The organism is Kribbella antibiotica (genome assembly GCF_004349055.1).
Taxonomy (GTDB): domain Bacteria; phylum Actinomycetota; class Actinomycetes; order Propionibacteriales; family Kribbellaceae; genus Kribbella; species Kribbella antibiotica.
The window spans coordinates 1-11,583 of sequence record NZ_SMKX01000222.1 but is presented as its reverse complement, the minus strand read 5'-3'; the positions used below and the strand labels follow the sequence as shown (position 1 = coordinate 11,583).

Below are 11,583 nucleotides of genomic sequence, written 5' to 3'. Positions count from 1 at the left end.
TGGCCAGACCCACCGCCACCGCCTCAACCGAGGCGGCGACCGGCAAGCCAACAAAGCGCTCTACGTGATCGTCATCAGCCGACTCCGCCACGATCCACGCACCCAGGCCTACGCAGCGAAACGCACCACCGAAGGCCTGTCAAAGAAAGACATCATCCGCTGCCTCAAACGCCTCATCGCCCGCGAGATCTACTACGTCCTACGCCAACCAAACCCCAAGCCAACCGCTGCTTGACATCCATAGGAGCATCCAACCTCGGATCCAGCAGCAGCCTCAGCGCGGTCGTCAGGCAGCGCGCAGGATCGAGTTGGTGAGTGGGGCGAGTCCGCTCGCCCGCTCGATCGACGTGACCACCCACTGACCGTCGTACCTGATGTCCTCCCAGCTGAAGCGGAGGATGCGCCAGCCGCGAACCGTCAGACCGACCTGCCGACGGCAGTCCCGGATGAGCGCCTGCCGACTGCCGTGGTGCTCGAATCCATCGGCTTCAAGGCCGAGCCGGAGACCGGGATGCGCAAGATCGATCCGGGCCGAGAACTCTGCGTCCTGCACCCTCACCTGCGGCACAAAGCCTTCCAGGCACGCCTCGATCACCAGCGCGCGCAGCGCTGACTCGAGCACCGACTCGGCGCGCAGGTCAGCGAGCCCCGCCACGTGGAGGATCCGCCGGCGATGGGGACCGCGGATGCGGGCGGCGGCCTGCAGTAGTTCGTCGTGATCGATGGCGCCGGCACGTAACGCCGAGTCCGCGACAGCCAGCGCCTCCGCGAGGGGCAGCGTGCGAATGCAGTCGAGCACCGTCCGGAGCGGAGTGGTGACGTCATCGATCGCAGGCACTTCGGCCCAATGCAGTGTGCACGGAAGCCCGGTCAGCCGCCGGACACGGCCCGGCCGCAGGGTGACGTGAGGCAGTGCGGGTCGGTCGATCACACCGAAACCCCAGTGCTGCGCCGCACTGACGTGGGAAACGACGCCACCGTGACTCCGGGCCGCAGTCAACGCAACTGGGGAGGTCGGTAAGGCATAGACGCCTCTGGCGACCCGGCGGATGTCACCACCGGCCAGCGCCGTGCGGACGGCTCGTCCGGACATCACTGTGCGCAGGTCGCCGAAGGTCGCGACACCGCCCCGTCTGTTCAGCATTTCGGCGACTTCACTCATGACTTCATGGTGAACGTTCGCGCCGTTTCACCGCGGGAGTTATCCACAGGCGGACCTGTGCCACTCACCAACTCCCGAAATGGGCGGCGAAAGCGGCTCGGTTGAGCGTGCGGGCTACCGGGCAGGGGAGGTTGGTGAGTGGGGGCGGTCCGGCTCATCCCTTCGCAGCTTCGGCAGTGAGGCGACGACCACGGCGACCAGGGCCAGGGCCGCACCGGCGACGACCGGGAAGGTGACCGGCTTGTCGGCGGCGGGAGCGAAGAGGTCGATGAGCAGGCTGCCGATCAGTTGGCCGGCGATCGTGCCGAGGCCGAGGACGAAGACGCCGACCACCCGGACCACGGCTGCGGCCACGCTCATGAAGATCACGCCGCACGCGCCGCCGAGGTACAGCCACGGGTTGCCCGGCAGGGCGTTCGGTGCGCCCCGCAGGGCGAGGTCGATGCCGAACACCACCAGCAGCGCAGCGAAGCCGACGGCGAAGTTGATCGCACCGGCCGCGACCGCGCCGTGCCGGCCGCCTGCTGCGGTCTGTGCGACCCGGCCGTTGATTGCCTGCTGGAACGCTGAGGCGACACCACCGAGAGCTGGGAGGATCGCGAGCAGCAGCCTGCCCGGATGCCCGAACTGGTCGGAGACTGCGAGGACGACGGCCACGACCGCGATCACCGCGCCGACGATCCGCAGGGTGCTGAACCCCTGCCGGCCGGCCGGACCGAGACCGAGCCGGTCGACGATCAGGCTGCTACCCGCCTGCCCGGCGACCCCCGCGACGATGAAGACCGCGACACCGAGCACGTGCACGGTGACGGACTGAACCGCGACCGTCCAGGCGCCGCACAGACCGCCGATGCACTGCCACCAGCGCAGGCCGCCGGCGTTCAGCGGGTCACGGATGGCGCGCCAGACGTTGCCGAGCGCACGGCGGATCCCCGGAACGAGTGCTGCCACGATCGCCAGGATCACCAAGCCCGTGCCGAAGGAGATCAGCGCGGCGGGGATTCCGTCGCCGAGCAGCTCACCCAAGCCGCCGTTCAGCCGGGACTGGATCGCGAACAATGCCCCGATCCCGAAGGCGGCGGCCAGTCCAGCGGCCTGCTGCCGGTGGACCGAGACCTCGGGGCGGTTAGCGGTAACAGTCACTCGACCATCATGACCGTTCCCACTGATGCACCTGACATCAGGTCCAGCTGGTGAACCTCAGCTGCGCCTGATCAGCGCCAGGTACATCGCGTCCGTGCCCTGCCGATGCGGCCACAACTGAACGTCCGGACCAGCGCCGAGCTCGGGTACATCCGGGAACAGCTCCCGGGCGTCCTCGAGCGTCGCGTCGTCCCGCCGACCCAGGACGGTGTCCACCACAGCACGCGTCTCGTCGTGATGCGGCGAGCACGTCACGTAGCCGACGACGCCACCGGGCCGAACCGAGTTGATCGCCGCGTCGAGCAGGTCCTCCTGCAGCGGGCGCAGCTCCTCGATGTCCTCCGGCGTACGGCGCCAGCGCGCTTCCGGCCGACGTCGCAACGCACCAAGCCCGCTGCACGGAACATCGGCGAGAACCCGGTCGAACGAACCTTCCTCCCACGTCGGCTTCGTGCCATCGCCGACGATGACCTGGTGGTCGCCCGGAATCGCCCGGAGGTTGGCCCGAACCAGCTCAGCGCGGTGCTCGAGCGGCTCGACCGCGGTCAGCGCACCGTCGCGCTCCTCCACCAGCGCTGCAAGCAGCGCCGACTTCCCGCCGGGGCCCGCGCACAGGTCGAGCCACGCGGTGTCCGAGCCCTCGATCGGCGCATTCGCCAGCGCGAGCGCGACCAGTTGCGAGCCCTCGTCCTGGACGCCGGCCCGACCGGTTGCCACGGCTGCGATCCGGCCGGGATCACCGCCGCTCTCCAGGATGGCGGCGTACGGCGAGTACTTGGCGCGACTGGCGCCGGCCTCGATCAGCTCGTCGATCGTGGCCAGCCCGGGGCGGGCGACCAGGGTCACGCGCGCCGGTTCGTTGTTGGCGTCGAGCAGGTCTTCCAGTTCGTCACCGTCACCCAGCAAGTCGGCGAACGCATCGATCACCCAGGTCGGGTGTGCCTTCGCGACCGCGAGGTGCAGCAGCCGGTTCTCCTCGATCGGCGGCGCGACGGTCTCGATCCACTGGTCGAACGTGCGCTGGCTGACCTTCCGCAGTACGGCGTTCACCAGGCCGCTGCGTTTGTGGCCGAGCATGACCCGCGTCAGGGTGACCATCTCATCGACGGCGGCGTACGAGTCGACGCGCATCCGCAGCAGCTGGTGAGTGCCGAGGGTGAGGACGTCGAGCAGCTCGGGGTCGATCTCGTTCAGCGGCCTGTCCACGCAGCGTGCGAGGAAGGCGTCGTACGTGCCTTGCCAGCGGAGCGTGCCGTGCACGAGCTCGGTGCAGAACGCTGCGTCGCGGCCGGCCAGGCGGGCGTCACGAAGTGCCTTGTTCAGCACGAGGTTCGCGTAGCCGCTCTCGGAGGTGACCTGACGGATCACCTTGTAGGCAACCTGGCGGACCTTGTCCGGCTTCTTCTGCGGATCAGGATTTCTGGGGGTACGGTCACTCACCGACGCGGTCCTCATCTGTCAGACGGATTCCGCGGGCCCAATCGGCGGCGGCCATGGGCTTCTTGCCTTGCGGCTGAACGGTCAGGAGCTCAACCGCCTTGCTGCCAGTGCCGATGCTGACGCTCGACTTCGTCGCGCTGATCTCCCCGGGCTTCAGCTCGTCCTCCGTGAGGCGAACCGCGAGCACCTTCAGCCGCTCGCCGCGGAACGTCGTCCACGCCCCCGGCGCCGGGTTGCAGCCGCGGACCAGCCGGTCCACGCGCAATGCGGGCGCCGTCAGGTCGAGCTCGGCGTCCTCGACATTGATCTTCGGCGCCAGCGAGACACCGTCGGCCGGCTGCTCCTGCGGCTGCAGGATCCCGTCCTCGATGCCGTCCAGGGTGTCGACCAGCAGCTTCGACCCGGACTCGGCCAACCGGCCCAGCAGGTCACCCGACGTATCGGTTGCACCGATCGGCTCAGTCAGTACGCCGAACACCGGGCCGGCGTCGAGCGCCTTCACGATCCGGAACGTGCTGGCACCGGTCACGTCGTCCCCGGCGATGATCGAGTGCTGCACCGGCGCGGCACCACGCCAGGCCGGGAGCACCGAGAAGTGCAGGTTCACCCAGCCGTGCACGGGGATGTCCAACGCTGCCTGCGGCAACAATCCGCCGTACGCGACGACGGGGCAACAGTCCGGCGCGATCTCGGTCAGCCGGGCCAGGAAGTCGGGGTCGTTTGGCTTGACCGGCTTCAGGATCTCGATGCCGCCGAGCTCCTCCGCGTACTGCGCCACCGGCGAAGCAACGAGCTTGCGGCCACGGCCGGCCGGTGCGTCCGGACGGGTGACCACGGCAACGAGTTCGTGGCGGCTGGCAACGATCGCGCGCAATGCGGCGAGCGCGGGCTCCGGCGTACCGGCAAAGACGACTCTCACAGCCAAAATCCATTCATCACAGGCCGAAGCCGTTCGTGGGGTGGGGCGAGACCTTGATCTGTGGCGGGCCGGACAGGCCGGACCATTCGGCTTCGCGGATCGCTTTCATCGCCTGCTTGCGGGTTGCGGTGTCGAGGCGGTCGACGAACAGGATGCCGTCCAGGTGGTCGGTCTCGTGCTGGATCGCGCGGGCCAGGTACTCCGAGCCTTCGATGACGACGGGATCGCCGTACATGTTGAAGCCGCGGGCGACCACCGACTGCGCGCGGCGGCAGTCGAAGTAGAGGCCGGGGATGGACAAGCAGCCCTCAGGGCCGAGTTGTTCGTCGGTGGACAGGGTGAGCTTGGGGTTCACCAGGTGACCCAGCTCGCCGTCGACGTTCCAGGTGAAGACGCGCAGCCCGACGCCGATCTGCGGCGCAGCCAGGCCGGAGCCGGGCGCTGCCTGCATGGTGTCCGCGAGGTCCGCGACCAGGCGGCGCAGCTCGGCATCGAAGTCGACGACCGGCACCGCCTTCGTGGTCAGGACGGGATCGCCGAACAGGCGGATGGGTTGGACCGACACAGACTCTCCACAACGTTCACTGACCAGGACTGAGCAAGTCTAGTGCGCCTGGTGAGCGGGTCTGGGCAGGGAGGGGGCTGCCAATTGTTGCCTCAGACACGTACTGTGTTCCCAGGCGTACCTACAGTCACTGTCGTCCCACGCCTAACGGGAGCCACAATGCCCACAGCAGCACGGGGGGCCACACTGATCGTCCTGGGAGCACTTCTTGCCCAGGCGCCCCTCACCGCCTTCGCGTACCAGCCCCGGGATCCGGAGCTGATCCGGCCGGTCATGCCGGTCGCCCCGACCCCGTCGGCCACGCCGACCACCCTGCCGACCGTCGAGCCTTCGACGCCGCAGCCAACAGTTGCCAGTACGACGCCTGCGCCGATGCCGGCCGCGGAGTCGTGGAGCGAGCTGAGCCAGCAGGTCGTCGAGACCTCGCCGGATGAGCTGCAGGCATCGGACACCACCACCCAGGCCGCGTCGATGCTGCGGTGTTTCAAGCTCCAGGAAGAGAACTACTGTCTCGGACTCGGGTTCGTGGACGAGGTGCCCACGGGCGCCCAGCTCCAGGACACGGTCAACCAGCCTGACGTGACGGCGGACGAGGCGGAGGGTGTCGAGCAAGACATCGACACCGGCGACCAGACACCGCAGTCCTTCGTGGCCGAGCGCGCCTCGCTGCCGAAGAGCGAGCGGGTCGACGCCGAGCTCGACGAGATGCAGATGGCATGGGAGGGCCGGGAGAAGGCCCGCACGCTCCGGCTGATGGATGCCGACGAGGCTGAGCGGTCGTCTGCCGAGGCGACCACGACGCCGACGCCCACACCGACCGCGACGCCTACCGCGACGCCGACCCGGACACCCCCGACGACGGCGCCGACCGGTCCGCCGAGTGCGCCGAAGCCGCCGATCAAGGTCGTGAAGACGCCCAAGTCGTCGTACATCATGAAGGGCTTCCAGACCTCGCAGGACAAGGGCTACTGGTGCGGTCCGGCGACGTTCCAGTCGATCGACTGGGCCGACGACAACCAGAAGGACACCCAGGGGTCGTGGGCCAAGGACCTCGGCTCGACCAGCTCGGGCACCGGGATCTCCGCGATGGTCAAGCAGACCAACCTGAAGACCGACTGGGACCTTGCCGCGGGCACCTATGTCGTGCAGAACGTCTCGCACTGGAACACGAAGAAGTTCTTCACCGCGCACCAGAACCACCTCGGTGACGGCCAGCCGGCGCCGATCATCGAGCACGTGCAGCTGCTGAAGCGGTACTTCCCGTACCTGGCCTTCAACCACAGCGGGCACTACCAGGTAGGCCGCGGGTACGACCGGGCCAAGGGCACCATCGCGATCTTCGAGGTGTTCAACGAGCGCCGGTTCAACAGCCGGGGCAACGTCACCGACGGACCGAAGAACATCCCGGCCTCGGCGATGTTCAACGCGACGCTGGCCAACTCCTTCCAGAACATCGGACTGTGATCTGAGAATGCGTCGTACCACCGTTGCCGTCGGCATCTTGATCGTGCTCGGGGTGGCCGGCTGCTCGTCTTCCGACAACAAGTCGGAACCGCAGCCGTCCACCAGCACTCCCCCGGCCAGTACTGCGCCGCCGAGCACGCCGCCGGCGCAGACGAACACCGCCGTACCGGTGTGGGCGAAGGTGTTACGGCAACCGGTCGACGGGCAACACCTCGTCACCCAGCAACGCAAGTACGTCGTCACGCGGGCCAGTGACGATGCCGGGACGACGACGATTGCCGACAAGACCTCGAAGAAGGTCGTCGTACGGCACGTCCCGGCGAAGGGTTTCGTGGCGCAGTCGCCGGTCGTGATCGACGATCACTGGGCGCTGATCGAGGACATCCGGTCGGAAGGTTCCAACCCGGAGATCAGGGTTGTTCGGTACGACCTCAGCACTGGCCGGGCGGCGGGAATCGGCAAGCTGCCGCGCGTTTCGGAACCAGAGATCGGCGCGTACGACGGAACGTTCGCCTACAGCTCGACCGATGCGAAGAACCGGTCGTGCCTGATCGTCGCCTCCCTCGCCGAGTTGTCATCGCGGGAGGTGGGCTGCGTCGCCGCCCCCGGCTACCTCGCTGACCCGGTGGTGTCGGCGGACGCGGTGACCTTCAGCGAGATCACCAAACCGGAGACCGCGGGCCGGTGCAAGCGGCTCCTGACCGCACCGCTGTCGGGCGGGGCCGCCAAGCCGGTGCCTGCGGCAACCAAGTGCATTCAGTGGAGCGGCGCTTCGGTGCAGGGTGCGACGATCTGGTCGGAGGTCGCCGCCTCGGATCCGGATCAGTACCAGAGCAAGGCCTATCTGCGAGAGTCGGCGAACCGGCCGAGCCGCGCACTCGGCACCGTCGCCACCGACACGATCCTTGCCTGTGGCAACTGGATCTTCTGGGAGACCCGGGCGGTCGGCAACGGCGAGGAGTCGTTCCAGATCAATCGCTGGACCACCGGGCTGGCCAAACCGCAGCGGATCTACAGCGGGAAGCCCGGGATCGCGCTCACTCCGATGACATGCCAGGACAACACGGTGTACGTCGAAGCGGCCGATCTGACGGCAAGTCCGACGTACACCGAAGCTATCTCTGCTCCTGCTAGCTGAGCTCGAGCCCGCGGTCGCGCAGGTGGTTGCGGAGATCGGCCGCACCGGTGAACAGCTCGGCATCGATCCCGACCGCGCGCGCACCGTCGACGTTGTACTGCATGTCGTCGGTGTAGAACGTGCGCGCCGGATCGAGGTCGTAGCGCTCGAGCAGGATCCGGTAGATCTTCTCGCCGGGCTTCACCGTCTGCTCTGTCCCCGACACCACCTCACCGTCGAACACCGTCAGGGTCGGGAACGCCTCCTGCGCGACCGCCCACTTCTCGTGGGAGAAGTTCGTCAACGCGTACGTCGGCAGTCCGAGCGCGCGGATCTCGTTGAGCAGGTCGGCGGTGTCCTCGATGATCCCCTTCGCCATCGTGAGCCAGCCGGTGTCGTAGGCCTCGATCCACTCCCGGTGCTCCGGGTGCTGACCAGCCAGCTCGGCAACCGCCTCGGCCCACGGCCGCCCGGCATCCTGCTCCGCGTTCCACGCCGGGGTCGCCACCTCGGTCAGGAACCGCGTCCGCTGCTCCGCATCCGGGATCAGGTCGGCGTACAGGTAGTCAGGACTCCAGTCCAGCAACACCCCACCGATGTCGAAAACCACCACGTCGATCGTCCGCTCAGTCATGACGCAACCCTACGTGCCTCTAGGATCCTGACCATGGATGAGCTGAGGGGGACCGAGATCCTGCGGCACAAGGCAGCGGACAGTGGCTGGGTCGCAGCGCCCGGGCAGCGTCCGGGAGTGGACGAGGCCATCGATCGGCACATCCAGGAGCACTTCGGTCCGGTCGACTACGTGGTGCACGAAATCATCGGGCATCACGCGACGGTGCACGTCTACGTGGTCGCGCCGACGACTGAGCGGCCGTACCTGACGCTGGTCACCTCCGGTATGAGCGAGCTGCCGATGGCGGTGCCCGAGGAGCTCGGGATCACCCCGTACACCGAGCTGATGCTGGCCCTGCCGGCTAACTGGCCATTGCCGGGCACGGCGGACCCTGATGCGCCAGGCGCCTGGCCGATCAGGCTGCTGAAGCAGACCGCCCGAATGCCGCATGAGTATGCGACCTGGCTTGGGATATGGCATTCGGTTCCCAACGGGGATCCCGCTGAGCCCTACGCGCCCGGGACGTCCTTTGCGGGGGTCGTCGTGACGCCGATGCTCAACGTGCCGCCCGAGGCGCGCGTGATCGAGGTTGGCGATGGTACGACGATCGATCTCCTCGCACTGATCCCGCTGCATGCCGACGAGATGAAGCTGAAGCTGTCTCGCGGCACCGACGCGCTCATCGCCGGTCTCGACCGCGGCAAAGTCTCCGAGTTACTCGACCCGGACCGGCCGTCATTCGCCTGAGAGCGCATTCTCGGCGGTACGGCGGTGGATTGCGGGCGAGAGCGCGTACTGGGCGATGAAGATGATGACGCCGAGGACAGCGACTCCGATCCAGGTTGTGGTCGCGCCGAGGTTCTGGAGGGCGTTGGTGCCGGCTAGCGGGCCGATGACCGCGCCGAGGCCGAAGGCCATGCCGGCGACGCCCATGTAGCCACCACGAAGGTCGCTCGGGGCGATGTCGGCGAGGACTGCGCCGATCACGGCGGCGAAACCGATCTCGCCGATGGTCCAGACCACGACGGAGAGCGCGTACCCCCACCAGTTGTGGACGACTGCGCCGATACCGAAGCCAAGGCCGACGATCAGCATCGAGACCGCCACCAGCTTCGGGCGGTCGTACGTCGCCAGCCGCTTCACGACGAGTGGTTGCAGGACCACGATCACGACGCCGTTGAGCGCCATGACGGTGCCGTAGACGGAGGTGGACAGACCATCGCCGGCCATCGCGAGCGGCAGCGTCGAGTAGCCCTGGAAGTAGATGGTTGCGTAGCCGACCTGGATCAGGACGCCGGTGAGGAACATGCGGTCGCGGAGGACGACGGGCAGGAGCGGGCGTCGGCTGGTTCCCTCTTCGAGAGTTGGCCGGGTCTCCGGCACCATCGTCCAGATCACGATGCCGGCGACGACCGAGCTCGCAGCGTTCAGCCAGAACAGCAGGCCGTAGCCGAGTGAGGCCAGCACGCCTGCGCTCACGGTCGAGATCGAGAAGCCGAGGTTGATCGCCCAGAACAGCAGCCCGTACGCGCGAACGCGCTCTCCCGGTTGCAGGAGGTCGGCCACGGTCGCGGAGACCGCCGGGCGGAACAGGTCTCCGAGCAGACCGACTGCGAAGGCGGTTGCCCAGATCATCGGCATCGAACGGGCCGATCCGAGCAGGATGAGAGCGGCCGCCGTACCGAAGAAGCACATCAGCATCGTGACGCGCCGACCGAAGCGGTCGGACAGCCAGCCGCCGACGAGCTGCGAGACCACACTTCCGCCGCCGACCGCGGCGGCCACGGCTCCCGCCGTACTGGCTGTGAGGTGGCGGTCCTGGGTGAGGTAGAGGACTAGGAACGGTTGGACGAAGCTGCCGAGCCGGTTGATCAGCTGGCAGACCCACAGGGCCCAGAACGCCCGGGGAAGGGCGCGGGGCGTGCCGGGAACTGTCGTCGCAGCTGAGCTCATGGGACTACTGTCCGAGACCCTGGGGGTCATCGTCGACGATTAGGTTCAGAACTAATCCTCTGTGCTCGGCCGATCGCGTTCTACGATGCTTGGGTGATCACACTCAGGCTGAATGCGGGCGACGTGGGCCGGATCCGGTTCGCGCTCTCTCCGATCTGGGAAGCGGTCACCAGCGTGCGGGCGCTGAGCAACAACACGGCACGCAGCGTGCACGGACCATGGCTGCAGAAGGTCCGGCCGATCATCGAAGGACCGGACCTGACGTTGCTCAGGGCCCTCATTCCGCCGGTCGGCTACATCCCGGACTTCATGACACCCGCTCCCCCGCGGCGCTCCACCAGCCTCGAGTCCGGCCTGGCCGCGATCGCTGCGACACCTCATCACCTGGTCGCGCGCGAGCTCCACACTCTGTACGTCGAGCATCCCGATCCCGTGTTGCCGGGGCTGATCAGAGATCCGGCGAGAGCGCTTTCTGAGATCACGGCCGCGATCTCGTCGTACTTCCGGCGGGCGATCGAGCCGGACTGGCGACGGATGCGCGCGCTGCTGCAGGAGGATCTGGCGTTCCGGCTGGACGAACTGGCCGGCGGTGGGATCGAGCGGCTGTTCCGCACGCTGCATCCGTCGGTGCGATTCCACGGGGACGCGATCGAGATCGACCGGCCGTACTGTTGCCACGGCGAACCTCTCACTGGGCAAGGCGTTCTGCTGGTGCCGTGCGTCTTCACCTGGCCGGCCGCGTTGCCGGTCACCGGCGCCCCGCACGTCCCGACCATCACCTACCCGCCGCGCGGCCTCGGCCGCCTGTGGGAGGACCGCCAGGACACGACGGATTCCCCGCTCGCCGACCTGGTCGGCCGCACCCGCGCCGCCATCGTCAGCCACCTGGACCTCCCGATGTCGACCACCCACCTGGCCCACCAGCTAGGCGTCTCCGCACCTACCCTCAGCGTCCACCTGAGCATCCTCCGCAACGCCGGCCTGGTCGACTCCCGCCGGGACGGCCGAGCCGTCCTCTACCACCGCACGCGCCTAGGCACCCAACTCCTAGCCGCCTCCACTCCCCTGGCCCAATCCGCCTGACCCGGACCGCCAGGCAGACGAGCCCATTTGATGGGTCAGCCAGGCAAATTGTGGGTCAGCTAACCGCATGCAGCTGGCCCACCCACAACGCGGTGGGTCAGCCCACCAAATGGGGCGGGGC

At 67.9% G+C, this 11,583-nt stretch carries 12 protein-coding genes; 5 read left to right on the top strand and 7 right to left on the bottom strand.

The window, feature by feature from the left end:
• Nucleotides 1-235, top strand: a 235-nt coding sequence (locus tag E1263_RS39855) for a transposase (protein ID WP_165956610.1), incomplete at its 5' end; no start/stop codon positions are given.
• A 51-nt stretch (nt 236-286) separates the two neighbouring features.
• On the opposite strand, the gene E1263_RS39850 is transcribed toward E1263_RS39855, so the two are convergent.
• The 5 genes from E1263_RS39850 to def form a co-directional block, all read right to left on the bottom strand.
• Nucleotides 287-1,162, bottom strand: coding sequence for a DUF559 domain-containing protein (locus E1263_RS39850; protein WP_132177223.1), 876 nt, complete (start codon nt 1,160-1,162; stop codon nt 287-289).
• A gap of 114 nt (nt 1,163-1,276) precedes the next feature.
• Nucleotides 1,277-2,305, bottom strand: a complete 1,029-nt coding sequence (locus E1263_RS39845; protein WP_132177221.1) for a DMT family transporter — start codon at nt 2,303-2,305, stop codon at nt 1,277-1,279.
• A 57-nt stretch (nt 2,306-2,362) separates the two neighbouring features.
• Entirely contained in the window at nt 2,363-3,745 is a 1,383-nt protein-coding gene (locus E1263_RS39840) for an RsmB/NOP family class I SAM-dependent RNA methyltransferase (RefSeq protein WP_202869284.1), read from the bottom strand.
• Nucleotides 3,738-4,664 (bottom strand): methionyl-tRNA formyltransferase, encoded by a 927-nt coding sequence (gene fmt, locus E1263_RS39835; protein WP_132177217.1) that lies wholly within the window; start codon nt 4,662-4,664, stop codon nt 3,738-3,740. Before fmt ends, E1263_RS39840 begins: the two co-directional genes overlap by 8 nt.
• Before the next feature lie 16 nt (nt 4,665-4,680).
• Nucleotides 4,681-5,229 (bottom strand): peptide deformylase, encoded by a 549-nt coding sequence (gene def / locus E1263_RS39830; RefSeq protein ID WP_132177215.1) that lies wholly within the window; start codon nt 5,227-5,229, stop codon nt 4,681-4,683.
• A gap of 159 nt (nt 5,230-5,388) precedes the next feature.
• Between def and E1263_RS39825 the strand changes: the two genes are divergently transcribed.
• Entirely contained in the window at nt 5,389-6,693 is a 1,305-nt protein-coding gene (locus E1263_RS39825) for a C39 family peptidase (RefSeq protein WP_132177213.1), read from the top strand.
• 7 nt (nt 6,694-6,700) lie between these two features.
• Nucleotides 6,701-7,831, top strand: a complete 1,131-nt coding sequence (locus E1263_RS39815; protein WP_165956918.1) for a hypothetical protein — start codon at nt 6,701-6,703, stop codon at nt 7,829-7,831.
• Here E1263_RS39815 and E1263_RS39810 read toward each other — a convergent pair.
• Entirely contained in the window at nt 7,824-8,444 is a 621-nt protein-coding gene (locus E1263_RS39810) for an HAD family hydrolase (RefSeq protein WP_132177211.1), read from the bottom strand. The two genes, E1263_RS39815 and E1263_RS39810, sit on opposite strands and share 8 nt — an antisense overlap.
• A 33-nt stretch (nt 8,445-8,477) precedes the next feature.
• Here E1263_RS39810 and E1263_RS39805 point away from each other — a divergent pair, with 33 nt between their 5' ends.
• A complete protein-coding gene (locus E1263_RS39805; RefSeq protein WP_132177209.1) occupies nt 8,478-9,173 on the top strand; it encodes a suppressor of fused domain protein in 696 nt (231 codons plus the stop codon).
• Here the strand turns inward: E1263_RS39805 and E1263_RS39800 are convergent.
• Nucleotides 9,162-10,379 carry an MDR family MFS transporter gene (locus E1263_RS39800; RefSeq protein WP_132177207.1) on the bottom strand — a complete coding sequence of 406 codons (1,218 nt, stop codon included), beginning with the start codon at nt 10,377-10,379 and terminating at the stop codon, nt 9,162-9,164. The genes E1263_RS39805 and E1263_RS39800 overlap by 12 nt on opposite strands.
• Before the next feature lie 93 nt (nt 10,380-10,472).
• On the opposite strand from E1263_RS39800, the gene E1263_RS39795 reads away from it, so the two are divergent.
• A complete protein-coding gene (locus tag E1263_RS39795; protein ID WP_132177205.1) occupies nt 10,473-11,462 on the top strand; it encodes an ArsR/SmtB family transcription factor in 990 nt (329 codons plus the stop codon).
• Nucleotides 11,463-11,583 lie beyond the last annotated feature (121 nt).

Excerpts from the sequence above, each read along its gene's own strand:
- E1263_RS39850 (WP_132177223.1), bottom strand. The coding sequence starts at position 1,162 with ATGAGTGAAGTCGCCGAAATGCTGAACAGACGGGGCGGTGTCGCGACC.
- E1263_RS39825 (WP_132177213.1), top strand. The coding sequence starts at position 5,389 with ATGCCCACAGCAGCACGGGGGGCCACACTGATCGTCCTGGGAGCACTT.
- E1263_RS39815 (WP_165956918.1), top strand. The coding sequence starts at position 6,701 with ATGCGTCGTACCACCGTTGCCGTCGGCATCTTGATCGTGCTCGGGGTG.
- E1263_RS39810 (WP_132177211.1), bottom strand. The coding sequence starts at position 8,444 with ATGACTGAGCGGACGATCGACGTGGTGGTTTTCGACATCGGTGGGGTG.
- E1263_RS39805 (WP_132177209.1), top strand. The coding sequence starts at position 8,478 with ATGGATGAGCTGAGGGGGACCGAGATCCTGCGGCACAAGGCAGCGGAC.
- E1263_RS39800 (WP_132177207.1), bottom strand. The coding sequence starts at position 10,379 with ATGAGCTCAGCTGCGACGACAGTTCCCGGCACGCCCCGCGCCCTTCCC.